The sequence below is a fragment of the Pigmentiphaga litoralis genome, from assembly GCF_014651835.1.
GTDB classification, from domain to species: Bacteria; Pseudomonadota; Gammaproteobacteria; order Burkholderiales; family Burkholderiaceae_B; genus Pigmentiphaga; species Pigmentiphaga litoralis.
This window is the reverse complement of record NZ_BMXQ01000001.1, coordinates 237,312-254,077: the sequence shown is the minus strand read 5'-3', so window position 1 is coordinate 254,077 and position 16,766 is coordinate 237,312. Positions and strand designations below refer to the sequence as shown.

1 protein-coding gene is annotated in these 16,766 nt (G+C 66.1%); it reads left to right on the top strand.

What is annotated here, in order from left to right; translation table 11 throughout:
- Nucleotides 1-72: 72 nt before the first annotated feature.
- The gene (locus tag IE116_RS01005; RefSeq protein ID WP_189609003.1) at nt 73-16,746 is read left to right on the top strand and encodes a YDG domain-containing protein; all 16,674 of its coding nucleotides are present in this window, start codon (nt 73-75) and stop codon (nt 16,744-16,746) included.
- The last annotated feature ends 20 nt before the right edge of the window (nt 16,747-16,766 follow it).

Sequence of the window (16,766 nt, the reverse complement as noted above, 5' to 3'; positions counted from 1 at the left end):
TTCCAGAACATCACGACTCGAACCGGCCTCCTTTCAGCGAGGCCGTACCGCCCCCTGGGCAGGACTGCCATCATGAGCAAGCAAGACACTCAAGCCAAACCCCGCGTCATTCATATCCGCATCGGCGGCCGCAAGGCGACGCTGACATGGCGCCCCCGCAAACGGCTCTCGGCGCTGCTGCAGCGGATGATGTCGCGTGCACGCGAAGCCCTGGTGGCGGCGATCCTGGCCGGCGCAACCGGCTCGGTGTTTGCGGCGCCGCCCGTGGTCAACGCCCTGCCTACCGGCGGCCAGGTCGTTGCCGGCCAGGCCACCATCACGCAGGCCGGCAACGGCATGACCGTGGTGCAGGGCACCGACAAGGCGATCCTGAACTGGGGGTCATTCAACATCGGAAGCCAGGCCTCGGTCGACTTCAAGCAGCCCGGCATGGGTTCGGTCGCGCTGAACCGCGTCGTCGGCAATGACGCCAGCCAGATCTTCGGCAGCCTGACCGCCAACGGCAGCGTGTTCCTGGTCAATCCGAACGGGGTCATGTTCGGCGCCGGTGCGCGCGTGGACGTGGGCGGCCTGGTCGCCAGCACGCTGAACATCCGGGACGACGATTTCCTGAAGGGCAATTACCGGTTTGCGCGGGATGGCGCGACCGGCTCCGTCGTGAACCAGGGTGAACTGCATGCAGCCGACGGCGGCTACGTCGCCCTGCTCGCCCCTGAGGTGCTGAACCAAGGCGTGGTGGCGGCCAAACTTGGCACCGTCGCCATGGCAGCCGGCGAAACGATCACGCTCGACATGGCCGGTGACGGCCTGGTCAGCGTCAAGGTCGACCCGGCCACGGTGCGCGCGCTGGTCGAAAACCGCCACCTGGTGCAGGCCGACGGCGGCCGCGTGATCATGGCCGCATCGGCCGCCAACGCGCTGCTCGGCGCCTCGGTCAATGCCCAAGGCACGATACAGGCGCACGGCCTGGTCGAACGCGATGGCGCGATCTATCTGGATGCGGGATCGAACGGCGACGCCGTCGTGACCGGCAAGCTCGATGTGTCGAGCGCGACCGGCCAGGGCGGCACGGTGCAGGTCACCGGCCAGCGCGTGGGATTGTTCGATGGGTCGGACATCGATGCAAAGGGTGCGGCAGGCGGCGGCACGGTCCTGGCAGGCGGCGACTGGCAAGGCAGCAATGCGTTGGTTGCGAACGCGCAGAAGACGGTCGTTGGCCAGCAGGTCACGATCGATGCCTCGGCCACTGAGCAAGGCCATGGCGGGAAGGTCGTGGTGTGGGCCGATGGCGACACGGTGTTCGCAGGCAACATCAAGGCACGCGGGGGCAAGGCGGGCGGCGACGGCGGCAAGGTCGAAGTGTCGGGCAAGGAAAACCTGAGTTTTACGGGCACCGTGGATGCGGGCGCGGACCAGGGCAAGGCGGGTTTGCTGTTGCTGGATCCCAAGAACCTGACGGTGGTGACCAGCGGCGGCGATACCACGCCGACCGGCGCCACGGTGGGCTTCAACACGGCGCCCAGCGCCGACGCCAACGTCGATGCCGCCACTATCACGGCCATCACCAACACGGGCACGGCAGTCACCCTGCAGGCCAACAATGACCTGACCGTCAACAGCAGCATCACGACGTCCCCCAATAACGGCGTCACCAAGGGCGGCGCCCTGACCTTCCAGGCGGGCCGCTCCATCGATATCAACGCGGCGATCTACAGCGCCGACGGCGACGTCACCTTCAAGTTCAACGACACGGCGGCAACGTCCAATCGCGATGCGGGCGATGCCTCGTTCAGCAACAGCGGCAGCATCGATGCGGGCACCGGCAAGGTCACGATGGTCAACGGTGGCAAGGGCGCGTCGTCGACCCTGTCGACCGGCAAAGTGACCGCGGGGCAGTTCGACGTCACGCACCTGGGCTCCGCCACGGGCGGTGTGGACCTGGGCGAACTGTTCGTGACCGGCGCGCTGAACGTGACGTCGAACGGTCGCGACATCACGGGCAGCACGCGGACCATCGTGAACCGCAACCTTGCCACCTTGAATGCGGGCAGTGGCAACATCACGCTGAACAATGCCAATTCCGACTTCAGCGTTGTGAGCGCGATCGGCAACAACGTCATGGTGCGCGACCAGAACGCGGTGCAGCTGGGCACATCGACCGTCGCAGGCAACCTGTCGGTCACCACCAGTGGCGCCGTGGGCTCGATCGGCAACGTCACGGTGGCCGGGGCAACCACCATCAACGCGACCAGTGGCGGCTTTGGCGCCGCCCTGTCCGACGTCACGCTGGCAAACAACAACGACTTCCAGGGCGCACTGACGGTCACCTCGGCAAACGGGTCGGTGAATATCCGTGACGTCAATGCCTTGGCGCTGGGGTCGATCACGGGCGCGAACGTCACGCTCGCCGCGGGCGGCAACATCTCGCAGAGTGGCGTGTACACCGCGACGAGCTACAGCAACATCACGACAACGAACGCGGGCACGGTCATGCTGGGCAATGCGGGCAACGACTTTGGCAGCTACCTGCAGGTCAACACCGCCGGCTCGGCCACCTTCGTCGACAAGAACGACCTGATGTTCGGCACGGGCGCCAGCACGGTCGCCGGCAACCTGTCGGTTACGGCAGCCGGCAATATCAGCCAGTACAACAACGAGTACAATAGCGCCCCGCTGACCGTCACCGGGGACGCGAGCTTTACCGTCACCGCCGCCGGCAAGAACCTGTTCCTGGGGTCGTCCAACCTCCAGGACGGCAACATTCCCGGCGCATCCAACAGCATCGGAGGCACCGTCACGCTTGCCACGTCGGGTGCCGGATCGTTCCAGGACATCCAGCTGCGCAATACGAATGCCAATGCGGCGGTCATCAACGGCCTGACCACCGTCGGCCAGCTGCGCAACGTCAAGCTGCGCTACGACAACGCACCGAGCGTCTCGCTGCCTGGCATGACGCTGACCGGCAATCTGCAGGTGTATGCGAACAGCGGCGGGATCACCCAGACCGGCGCGATCGTCGTCAACGGCATTGATTCCAACGGGTACTCGACCTTTCTGGCGGGCGGCGCGAGAGACATCGTTCTGACCGACACCGGCAACAACTTCAACCGAATCACCATTGCAGGCGGCCGCTCGGCGTCGATCTACGACAGCAATGCGATCGAACTGTCGTCGACCAACGGCAACTTCAACGTCGGCACCCTGTCGGTCACGACCAATAATGGCGCGATCACGCAAAGCAGCAACTTCAACACGGTGGTTTCTTCTGCCACCAACCTGAATGCCGGCACCGCCGACATCACGTTGAATGCCGACTACGGCAACACGTGGACGCGGCTTGCGATCGCCGCAGCCCGGAACGCCACGGTCCGCAATACCTCGGGCGTGCTGACGCTTGGCGACATTGCCCTGACGGGCAACCTGAACCTGTCGTCCTACAACAATGGCACGTTGAATCAGGCCGCGAACACGTCGGTCCAAGTGGGCAGCAACACAACGACGTCCTTCACGTCGTTCACGAACATTGCACTGAACAACGCCAGCAATGTGCTCGGCAACATCGCCATCTCCAATGGATCGACGATCTCCCTGCGCGAGAACGACGCCATCACGCAAAGCGGCGCCTGGTATGCGCCGAGTTCCGTGTCGGTGACCACCGCCAACGACCAGGCGATCAATCTGAATCAGGCAGGCAATCTGTTCGGCGGCTTGACGGTCACTCAGGAAAACACAGGCGCCACGTCAGCCGGCGCAGTCACCATTGTCGAGTCGGACAACATTGCGCAGAACCTGGCCTGGACCACGCACGGCAACACCACCGTGAACGCACAGGGCTACAACGTCACGCTGACCAACGCCAATAACGTGCTGGCCCCCCTGCAAGTGCTGGGCGGCGGCACTACGGCCATTACGGCCAAGGACACGGCGGGCAAGGACGCGATTACCGACTTTGCTGCGTGGAACACCGGCTTCACCACGCTCAACGCCTACAACAGCGCGGGCGTCGTCAACGGCGGCGGCAACATTTCGCTGACTCAGGCAGGCAACGTACTGGGCGACATCACGCTGCGCGGCAACACCGTGACCATCACGGAAAACAGCAGCATCACGGACAACGGTCAGTGGGTGACGACGGGCACGACGACCCTGAAAGCCACCAACGGACCCATTGCGCTGGACAATCTGGCGAACACACTGGGCAACATCGCCATCCAGGGCACGCCATCGTACGTCTTCATCACCGAAAACGACGCGATCACGCAGGCTGCGGCCTGGAAGGTGGGCGCCGCGCCCGTCACGCTGAACTCGCGCGCCTTTGGCATTGATCTGACGGCGTCAGGCAACGTGCTGGGCGCCATCGACATCATCACGACCTCGGGCGTGCCCGCGTCGGTCAAGATCACGGAAGACGACGCGATTACGCAAGGCAGCGCGTGGTCCCTGTCCGGCAGGAACGTCGACCTGGTTGCGGAAAACAACAAGGCGATCACGCTCGGTAACGTCGCCAACCAGATGGGCAACCTGACCATCACGGGCGGCCCGGTCTCGATTACCGAAAACGATGTGATCACGCAGGGCGGCGCCTGGACCACGACAGGCACGACATCGCTGACGACGACAGCCGTCAACGCGGGCGTCACGCTGACCAACGCGGCCAACGTGCTGGGCAACCTGGCGGTCTCTGGCGCCACCAGTGTGGCGATCACCGAGAACGACAACATTACCCAGGCCAGTGCCTGGACCCTTGGCACCGCGTCGGTCGCCCTGAATGCCGGCACGCATGACGTCGCGTTCACGCAAGCGTCGAACAAGGTGGGCGACCTGGTCGTTACCGCAGCCAATGCGGCGATTACCGAGAACGACCTGATCTCCGACGGCGCGGCCTGGAACGTCAGTGGATTGACGACCCTGACGGCCGGCGTCAACAAGATCGTGCTCGATGCCAATCCGCGCAGCGATTTCGGCACCATGAAGATCGTGTCGGCCGACACGGCGGACATCCTTGCAAAGAATGGCATTGTCTTTGACACGTCGACCGTCACGAACGGCATGACGGTGAACGCGGGCGGCGCCATTACCCAGATCGGCGCGATCAAGGCCGACTCGCTGCTGCTGAGCGGCGCGGGCCCGGTCACCCTTGCGAACGCCGGCAACCACGTCAACAAGCTGGCGGCGGGCCTGACCGGCGCGCTGAACTACACCGACAACGGCACGTTCGACATCACCAATATCGGCAGCACGACGGGCATCAACGTTGGCGCCAACACCGTGACGCTCAATGCCGGCGGCACCGTCACCGGCCTGGGCAGCGTCAATTCCGCCAGCACCGGCCTGTTCGTCACGACGGGCAGCGCGCTCAGCCTGCCGACCATGACCATCGCAGGCGCCCAGTCCTACACCTCGGCGGCCGGCATCACCGTCAACGCCAACGTCAGCAGCACCGCGGCAGGCGCCATCACGTTCACGGGTCCCGTCACACTGGCCAACGATCTGACCGTGCAATCGGTCAATTCGGCCATCACGTTCGATGGGACGCTGGGCGGCGCCAACAAACAATTGATCGTCAACGCGGGAGCTGGCGCGGCCAACTTCCGGGGCGCCGTGTCCAACATCGGCAGCGCGGCGAATGCCAGCCCGGTCCTGCAGCTGACCTCGGGGGGTGCGACTTTCGACAGCACGCTGCAGACCAACAACGGCGTGTCGATGACCGGCCCGGTCACGTTCAAGAACGACGTCACGCTCGGTTCTGCGATCAGCAACGCAAGCTCACTCTTCACGGGCGAAGTCACCCTTGCCAAGCCGACGGCACAGACCCTGTCCGCATACAGCGGCCTGACCTTCCGCAACGGCCTGGTACTGCAGAACGCCGCTGCCACGGTCAACTCGAACAACAGCGCCCTGGCCTTCGCCACGGCCGGCACGGTGCGTGGCGCGCAAGGCCTGACGCTGAACGCAGGGACAGGCGCACTGACGGGCCTGGAGCGCATCGGCACCGACCTGACATCGCTGTCGGTCACGGGCAGCAGCCTGACCCTGCCTGGCGCCGGCATCAGCATCGCGGGTGCGCAAACCTATACGGCAACCGGCGGCACGGCCATCACGCTGAACGGCGCAGTGACCAGCACCGCAGCAGGCGGCGTCACCTTCAATGGCCCGACCACGCTGGCGGGCACGACAAGCGTCACCACGCTCAATTCCAACGTGCTGTTCAACGGGACGGTCGACGGCGCGCGCGATCTGACAGTCGCCACCGGCACGGGCACCAAAACATTCGCAGGGGCATTCGGCAGCACGATCGCCACCGGCGACGGCGTGGGCGCGGCGCTGACCCTGATGGGTGCGGGCGCAACCAGCTTTGCCGATACGGTCACCACCCGAAGCGGCATCAACGCGCAAGGTCCGGTCACCTTCGCCAAGGCGGTTGCCATGGCCAATGGCGACACCGGGTCCACCTTCGGCGGCGCGGTCACGATCGGCAGCACACTGAGCGGTTACGACGGCCTGGCCTTTAATGGCGGCATGTCGTTGACGGGCGCAACCACCGTCACATCCAACGGCGGCACGATTGCGCTGGGTGGCGCGGTGACCGGTGCACAGACGCTGACCTTGAACGCACTGAGCGGATCGACCGGCGCAATCACCGGCCTGAACACTCTATCGCCCTTGCTGACCGGCCTGTCGCTGACGGCACAGACATTGAGCCTGCCTGCCAACCTGGCGGTGGCGGGTGCGATGAACTTTACTGCCCCCGGCGGCATCACCGTGGCGGGCACTGTCGGCAGCGGTGTGAACGGTGGCGCGATCGCCTTCAACAACGGCGTGACCCTGACGGGCGACGCGACGATCGCCACCGCCAACTCGGCCGTTACGTTCGCCGAGACGCTGGCAGGCGGCGCACGCAACCTCGTGGTCAACACGGGCACCGGCGCAAAGACCTTTACCGGCGCCGTCACGAATGTCGGCACCGGAACGGGCGCAGCCCTGACGCTGCAAGGCGCAGGCGCAAGCACGTTCGACAGTACGGTCGGCGCCAACGCCGGTTTGCTCGTGCAGAACGGCAGCGCCACGACCTTCCGTAACAACGTTACGCTGGCCGATGGTTCGGTCGGCACCCACCTGGGCGCCGGCAAGGTCACGATCGGCCGCAGCGGCGCAACCACCACCCTCAGCGGCTTCGACGGGATCGAAACCACTGCGGTGGACGTGGCGGGCGATGTGATCGTCACGTCCAACAACGGCGCCGTCATGGTGGGCGGCGCACTCAATGGCGCATCCAACCTGACCGTCAATAGCGGCACGGGAACGACCACTTTCGCGGGCGCGATCGGCAGCACGACCGCGCTTGGCAACGGTATCGGCGCGGCCCTGACGCTGACCGGCACCGGCGCCACCGTCTTCCAACAGGCCACGACGTTGCGCTCCAACCTGGCGGCAACGGGCGACGTGACCCTGGCGGGCAACGCCACGGCCGGCGGCACGAACGCCAGCACCGTGGCCGGACGCCTCACGCTGGGTGGCGCATCCACGGTTGCCGCCAACGGAGGCCTGACGGTCGCCGGCGGCACGACCCTCGCGCAAGGCCCGGTGTCGATCTCCAGCAGCAACAGCGCGATCACGCTGGAAGGCGGCATTGACGGCGCGCAGGCGCTGGCGGTGAATGCCGGCGCGGGCAGTGTGCAACTGAGCCCCGTTGGCGCCAGCACGGCGCTCGCCTCGCTGTCGGTGACCGGCGGCAATGTGTCGGTCGGCAACGTCCGCACCAGCGGCGCCCAGACGTACACCGGCGCCACCACGACCGCCAACGGCGCGCTTGAAGGCACGGGCGTCCGCGTCAACGGCGCGCTGGTGACGACGGCCGGCACGGCGCTCAACGCGCGCACCGGGACCTTGGACCTGAACGGCACTGTCACGGCAGGCGCCAATCCCCTGCGCTTCATTGGTGACAATGTCGACCTGGGCGGCGCGATCAGCAGCACCGGCACGCTGGCCATCGAGACCTTTACCGCGGGCCGGGCCATTACGCTCGGCGCGTCGACGCCCACTGCAGGTTCGCTCAGCCTGACGGCGAGCGAACTGGGCCAGCTGCCCGCCGGCCTGAGCTCGCTGTCCATCGGGGTGGTCGACTCGGGCAACCTGACCCTGGCCGGCAACGTGGCGGCCGGCACGACCGGCCTCGCGCTGACCACGGGCGGTTCGATCACGCAGACCGCGGGCGGGCTGACCTCCGGCGCGCTGGCCGTCTCGGCACCGGGCGCCGTTTCGTTGACAAGCGCAACCAATTCGTTCGGCGCGGTGTCGGTATCGACGCCGGCATCGGCATTGGCACTGACCAACACCCGCGACATCGTGCAAGGCAATGCCTGGGCACTCGGTACGGCGGCCGTGACGCTGGACGCCGGCACGCACGACATCACCCTGAACCGCAGCGGCAACACCTTTGGCGTACTGAGCCTCAAGGGCAGAAACGCCACGGTGCAGGAAAATGCCGAGACCACCCTGGGGGCCACGACGCTGGGCGGCACGCTGACCGCGACATCGACCGCCGGCATCACCCTGGGCGCCACCACCAACATCACCGGCAATGCCACGCTGGCAGCCGCCGGCCTGATTGGCCAGGCCAATGCAGCCAAACTGACCGTGGGCGGCGACCTGTCGCTCACCACCACGCATTCCGCCGGCAATGTCTCCATCGACAACCGCGGTGCGGCGGCAACCGTCCTGGGCGACACGCTCGTCGGCGGCACCTACGCCCTCGATGCGACCGGCCAGACGATCAGCCAGGCAGCGGGCACGTCCGTGAAGGTGGCGGGTCAGTTCTCCCCTACCGGCGCATCGGTCAACCTGGGCAACACCGGCAACCTGTTCGGTCTGCTGGCCATTTCGGGCGCGACCGGTACGACGGTCGTCAAGCAGAACGGCGTCGTGACGCTGGGCGACCGTGTCGAGGCGGGCAATCTGACCGTCATCAGCGAAGCCAGCAGCGCCGTCTTTGGCGCCCAGGCGATCGCGGGCGATGCGGTCGGACTGTCGGGCGCGCAGAACGCGATCGGCGGCAAGATCTCGGTCGCCACCGTGGCGCCGACCATTGCCAGTGGCGGCGCGGATGTCCAGACCGGCATCGTGCAATCGGCCAACACCACATTGAAGGTCACGGGCAACGCCAGCTTCACGGCCACGCCGTCGGCGGCCGGCACGCTGGGCATCGACCTGAGCAATGCGGGCAACGAATTCGGCAGCCTGAACCTGACCGGTGACACCATCAAGGTCGCCAGCAGCAATGCGGCGCTCGTCAACAGCGCGACCGCGCTCAATGGCGTCGAGATCGCCAGCACCGGCGCCGTCACGATCGCAGGCGCGGTCAGCTCCGCCGCGGGCGATGCCCGCGTGACCTCGGGCGCCGATCTGACGATCGCGGCCGGCGGCAGCGTCAAGGCCCTGAACGGCAATGCCGTGCTGGCCACGGACACTGCCGGCCACTTCATCAACAACGCCGGCGCGGCCGCCGTCACGACCGACGCCAACCACCGCTGGCTGATCTATGTCGGCGACAAGGCCGGCAACACCTTCGGCAATCTGAACAGCCAGAACACCGCCGTCTGGAACGCCACGCTGGCGGGCCTTGCGCCCACATCGGTCACGGCGACCGGCAACCGCTACCTGTTCAACGCTACCCCGGTCCTGACCTTCAGCGGCAAGACGCTGAACAAGACCTACGGCGATGCGCTGGACGTCTCGGCCGCCTTCACCATTGGCGGTCTGGAAACGGGCGTGACCAACGCCTACGTGGGCGACTCGCTTGCCACCGTGCTGGCGGGATCGCCGGTTGTGACGTCCGACGGCTCGGCCGCGACCGCGGTCGTCACCGCATCGCCCTATGCCATCAAGCTCGATGGCGCGTCGCTTGTGACGGCCAACGGCTATACCCTGGGCGCCGTCACCGATGGCACCCTGACCGTCGACCAGCGCGTGCTGACTGTCAATGCCACCGGCAGCAAGTTGTACGACGCCACCACGGGTCTGACGGGTGCGACCTTCACGCTGGGCAACACCGTCAACAGCGACGAGGTCGCCGCCAGCGGCACCACTGTCTTCGCGACCAAGGATGCCGGCGCGGGCAAGGCGCTTTCGCTGTCGGGCGTTCAACTGAGTGGCGCCGCGGCAGGCAACTACCGCGTCGGTACCACGTCCGGCACCGGCACCATCACCAAGGCCGCGTTGGCGATTGGTGCGAACGGCAACGACAAGACCTACGACGCCACACGCGGCGCCACCGTGACGCTGACCGACAACCGCCTTGGCACCGACGTGCTGACACTGGGGTATGGCCAGGCGACGTTTGCCGACAAGAACGCCGAGGCAAACAAAGCCATATCTGTCGCGGGCATCACCCTGGCGGGAACGGACGCGAACAACTACACGTTCAACACCACGGCCGCCACGACCGCGACCATCAACAAGGCCGTGCTGACGGTGGGCGCCACCGGCGCCAACAAGACCTATGACGCCACCACGGGCGCTGCGGTCACGCTCAACGACAACCGCCTTGGCAGCGACGTCCTGACGCTGGCCCATGGCGGCGCGGCGTTCTCGGACAAGAACGCGGGCAACGGCAAGAGCATTACGGTGTCGGATATTTCCGTGACGGGTATCGACGCCGGCAACTACACGGCCAACACGACCGCATCGACCCAGGCCAACATCGCCAAGGCCAATCTGAGCATCTCGGTCAGCGGCGTCGACAAGGTGTACGACACCACCCGCAACGCGGCGGTGGCCTACACCGACGGCCGCTTTACCGGTGACCAGCTCACGATCAGCGGCACCGCCACCTTCGGCGACAAGAACGCCGGCAATGGCAAGGCCGTGACGGTTTCGGGCATTACCGTGGGCGGTGCGGATGCAGGCAACTACACAACCACGACCACGAGCGCGCTGACCAGCGCCAACGTCACGAAGGCCGCCCTGACCGTGGGCGCGACCGGCATCGCAAAGACGTACGACGCGACCACCACTGCCGCCGTGACGCTGAACGACAACCGCCTGGGGAACGACCAGCTGACGCTGGCCTACGGCCAGGCCGCGCTTGCCGACAAGAACGCCGGCGCCGCCAAAGCCGTGAACGTCTCGGGCATTACCGTGACGGGCACGGACGCGGCCAACTACACCGCCAACACGACCACCACGACCACCACCAACGTCGCGCAGGCCAGCCTGACGGTCGGCGCCACCGGTGTGGACAAGGTGTACGACGCCACGACGGTTGCCAAGATCAACTACACCGACAGCCGCTTTGCGGGCGACCAGCTCACGCTGTCGGGCAACGCCATCTTCGCCGACAAGAATGCAGGCGCGAACAAGGCCATCGCCATCTCCGGCATCACCGCCGGCGGCACGGACATGGGCAACTATGTGCTGGCCAACACCACGGCGTTGACCACCGCGTCGATCTCGAAGGCCCAACTGGTCGCCACTGCGACCGGCGCCGACAAGGTCTACGACGGCACGACCGTGGCCAATGCCACCCTGGCGGACAACCGACTGGGCACCGATCAACTGACGCTGGGCTATGCGTCGGCCAACTTCCTGGACAAGAACGTCGGGACCGGCAAGCTGATCAACGTGACGGGCGTGACGCTGTCGGGCACGGATGCCGGCAACTACACCGTGGGCACGACCGCCATCGGTTCGGGCGCGATCAGCAAGGCGCTGCTCGCCGTTTCGCTCCGGGGCACGGACAAGGTGTACGACGCCACCACGGCGGCGACCGTCAGCCTGGTCGACAACCGCGTCTCCAACACGGACGCGCTGTCGATCAGCTACGCCGGCGCAGCGTTTGCGGACAAGAACGCGGGCGTGGGCAAGGCGATCACCGTGACCGGTCTGCGTATCGTCGGCGCCGACGCCGACAACTACACGATCGACACCTCGGGCGTCACCAGTGCCACGGCCAACATCGCCAAGGCCACGTTGACCGCCAGCGCAACCGGCGTCGACAAGGTGTATGACGCCACCACCGGCGCCACCGTATCCCTGGCTGACAACCGCCTTGGCACCGACCAGCTCACCCTGGCGTACGGCGCCGCCGCGTTTGCGGACAAAAATGCGGGCTTGGGCAAGGCCGTGACGGTGTCGGGCATCACCCTGTCTGGCGCGGATGCCGGCAACTATGTGGTGAACACCGGCGCAGCCACAACCGCCACCATCGGCAAGGCCGCACTGACCGTCGGCGCGACCGGCATCGACAAGATGTACGACACGACCACGGCCGCAACAGTCAATCTGACCGACAACCGCCTGGCCAACGACAGCCTGACGGTGGCCTACGGCGGCGCGTCCTTTGCCGACAAGAACGTCGGCACGAACAAGGCGGTCACGGTGTCGGGTCTGACGATCGGCGGCGCCGACGCCGGCAACTACGTCATCGACACGACCGCGGCCACGCAAACGACGGCCTCGATTTCCAAGGCAGCGCTGACGATCGGCGCAACGGGTCTCGACAAGGTGTACGACGCCACCGCTGCTGCCAACGTCAACCTGGGCGACAACCGCCTGGGCGCCGACCAGCTGACCCTGGGCTATGACAGCGCGGCGTTTGCGGACAAGAACGCCGGCAACGGCAAGGCCGTCTCAGTGGCGGGCATTACCGTGACCGGCGTGGACGCGGGCAACTATGTCGCCAACACTACGGCCACCACCACCGCCAACATCGCCAAGGCGCAGCTGACCGTGGGCGCAACCGGCATCGACAAGGTGTACGACACCACGACGGTGGCCAACGTCAACCTGAACGACAACCGCCTGGGTACCGACCAGCTCACCCTCGGGTACGGCAACGCGTCGTTCGCCGACAAGAACGCCGGCAACGGCAAGACGGTATCGGTCGCGGGCCTGACCGTGACGGGCGTGGATGCGGGCAACTATGTTGCCAACACCACCGCCACCACGACGGCCAACATCGCCAAGGCCACGCTTGCCATCGGCGCAACCGGCATCGACAAGGTGTACGACACCACGACCGTTGCGAACGTCAACTTGAATGACAACCGCCTTGGCGCCGATCAACTGACGGTGGGCTATGGCAACGCCGCGTTTGCCGACAAGAATGCCGGCAACGGCAAGACGGTGTCGGTCGCGGGTCTGACCGTGACCGGTGCAGATGCGGGCAACTATGTCGCCAACACGGCCACTGCAACGACGGCCAACATTGCCAAGGCGCAGCTGACGGTGGGTGCAACCGGCATCGACAAGGTGTATGACGCCACCACTGCTGCCAGCGTCAACCTGGGCGACAACCGCCTGGGCGCCGACCAGCTGACCCTGGGCTATGGCAGCGCGGCGTTTGCGGATAAGAACGCCGGCAACGGCAAGGCCGTCTCGGTGGCGGGCATTTCCGTGACCGGCGCGGACGCGGGCAACTATGTCGCCAACACCACGGCCGCCACGACCGCCAACATCGCCAAGGCGCAACTGACGGTGGGCGCGACGGGCATCGACAAGGTGTACGACACCACGACGGTGGCCAACGTCAACCTGAACGACAACCGCCTGGGTAACGACAGCCTGTCGCTGGCCTACGGCAACGCCGCCTTTGCGGACAAGAACGCGGGCAACGGCAAGACGGTGTCGGTGGCAGGTATCAGCGTGACGGGTGCCGATGCCGGCAACTATGTCGCCAACACGACCACCGCGACCAACGCCAGCATCGCCAAGGCACAGCTGACCGTGGGCGCCACCGGCCTCGACAAGGTGTACGACACGACGACGGTTGCGGGCGTCAACCTGAACGACAACCGACTGGGTGCCGATCAGCTGACCGTGTCCTACGGCGTCGCCGCCTTTGCCGACAAGAATGCCGGCGCGGGCAAGACGGTGTCGGTGTCCGGCATCACGGTCGCGGGTGCGGACGCCGGCAACTATGCGGTCAACGGCGGCACCACCACCACGGCCAATATCGCCAAGGCGCAGCTGACCGTAGGCGCGACGGGCATCGACAAGGTGTACGACACTACGACGGTTGCCAACGTCAACTTGAATGACAACCGCCTGGGCGCCGACCAGCTGACGCTGGGCTATGGCAACGCATCGTTCGCCGACAAGAACGTCGGCAACGGCAAGGCCGTCTCGGTGGCGGGCATTTCCGTGACCGGCGCGGACGCGGGCAACTATGTCGCCAACACCACGGCTGCCACCACCGCCAACATTGCCAAGGCGCAACTGACGGTTGGCGCAACCGGCATCGACAAGGTGTACGACACCACGACGGTTGCCAACGTCAACCTTGACGACAACCGCCTGGGCAACGACAGCCTGTCGCTGTCGTATGCCAACGCGGCGTTCGCCGACAAGAACGCCGGCAGCAACAAGGCAGTCAACGTAGCCGGCATCACCGTCACCGGCGCCGATGCAGGCAACTACCTCGCCAACACCACGGCGTCGACGACGGCCAACGTTGCCCAGGCTGCGCTGACCGTAGGCGCCACCGGTATCGACAAGGTCTACGACGCCACGACCAACGCCTCGGTCGCGCTGGCCGACAACCGCCTGGGCAACGACAGCCTGACGCTGTCGTACGGCAATGCCGCCTTTGCGGACAAGAACGCGGGTGCGGGCAAGCTCGTCAATGTGGCCGGTATCGCCATCGCTGGCGCCGACGCAGGCAACTACGTCGCCAACACTACGGCTGCCACCACGGCCAACATCGCCAAGGCATCGTTGACAGTCGGCGCGACCGGCACGGACAAGGTGTACGACACCACGACCGTTGCCAACGTCAACCTGAACGACAACCGCTACGGCAATGACCAGTTGAGCCTGGGCTATGGCAACGCCGCCTTTGCCGACAAGAATGCCGGCAGCAACAAGGCGGTCAGTGTGGCCGGCATTGCCGTGACGGGCGCCGACGCAGGCAACTATGTCGCCAACACCACGGCCGCCACCACCGCCAACATTGCCAAGGCGCAACTGACGGTGGGCGCAACCGGCATCGACAAGGTGTACGACACCACGACCGTTGCCAACGTGAACCTGAACGACAACCGCCTGGGTGCCGATCAACTGACACTGGGCTATGCCAACGCAGCATTTGCGGACAAGAACGCGGGTGCGGGCAAGCTCGTGAACGTGGCCGGTATCGCCATCACGGGCGCCGACGCCGGCAACTATGTCGCCAACACGACGGCAGCCACCACGGCCACCATCGGCAAGGCATCGCTGACGGTGGGTGCGGCGGGCGTCGACAAGGTGTACGACGCCACGACGGTTGCCAACGTCAACTTGATCGACAACCGCCTGGGCGCCGATGAACTGACGCTGGGCTACACCAACGCTGCGTTTGCCGACAAGAACGCCGGCAGCAACAAGGCGGTCAATGTCGCGGGCATCACCCTGGGTGGGGCCGACGCAGGCAACTACGTGGCCAACACCACTGCAGCCACGACGGCCAACATCGCCAAGGCGCAACTGACGGTGGGCGCAACCGGCATCGGCAAGGTGTACGACACCACGACCGTTGCCAGCGTCAACCTGAACGACAACCGCCTGGGCGCCGACCAGCTGGCCGTGACATATGCCAATGCGGCGTATGCCGACAAGAACGCAGGCGCCAACAAGCGAGTGGACGTGGCCGGCATTTCGGTCACGGGCGCGGACGCGGCGAACTATGTCGCCAACACGACCGCCACTACCACGGCCACCATCGCCAGGGCGGCCCTGACGGCAACGGCCACCGGCATCGACAAGACGTACGACGCTTCGACTGCGGTCACGGTGGCGCTGGCCGACAACCGCCTGGGCAATGACAGCCTGACGCTGTCTTACGCCAACGCATCGGTTGCAGACAAGAACGCCGGCCTGGACAAGCAGGTGTTGGTGTCCGGCATCAGCGTCTCGGGTGCGGACGCCGCCAACTACACCGTCAACGGCACGGCGTCGACCACGGCGGATATCGCCAGGGCCTCGCTGACCGTGACCGGTACGGGTCTGCCCAAGGTGTATGACGGATCGACCATTGGCATCGTGGAATTCGCCGACAACCGCATTGCCGGCGACAACCTGACCATCGTGAACCCGATCGCCGCCTTCCTGGATACGGAAGTCGGCCAGGGCAAGACGCTGAACGTCTCGGGCTTCTCGCTCGGCGGCGCCGATGCCGGCAACTACCTGCTCGCCTCGAACAGCTTCACGACCACGGCGGACATCATCGCCGCATCGGCCTTGCCGCCGGTGCTGCCGCCGGCCGTGCCGCCGACAATCATGGCCACGCAGACGCAGGCCGTGCTGACCCCGCCGCCCGCGGCAACCGAAACGCTGCCGGTCATGACCAACCTGGCCATGACCTCGAGCACCGGCGGCGTCGTGATCGGCGCGGCCACCGTGCCGACATCGGCCACCACGGGCAATGCCGCGAACGTGGTCGGCGCCACGGCGGACGGCCGCGCCGTCACCGGTACACTGACGCTCGTGCCGCGTGGCGAGACGTCCACGATGGACCTGGCGGTGCAGACGGGCAACAGCACGAGCTGGTCGTTCAAGGTGCCAGCCGACGCCGTGAAGGCCGTGCTGCCCGCCAGTGCCGTCGCGGTCGATGCCGTGCTGGACAACGGCCAGGCGCTGCCGGCGTGGCTGCAATTCGATGCCAAGACCATGACGTTCACGGCGATCGATGCACCCGCCGGCGCCCTGCCCCTCAAGGCTGCGGTACGCTTCAACTCTACGAGCCAGGTGATCGACGTCCTGGTCACCCCCTGATCTACGCAAGGATTCTTCAT

Excerpts from the sequence above, each read along its gene's own strand:
- IE116_RS01005 (WP_189609003.1), top strand. The coding sequence starts at position 73 with ATGAGCAAGCAAGACACTCAAGCCAAACCCCGCGTCATTCATATCCGC.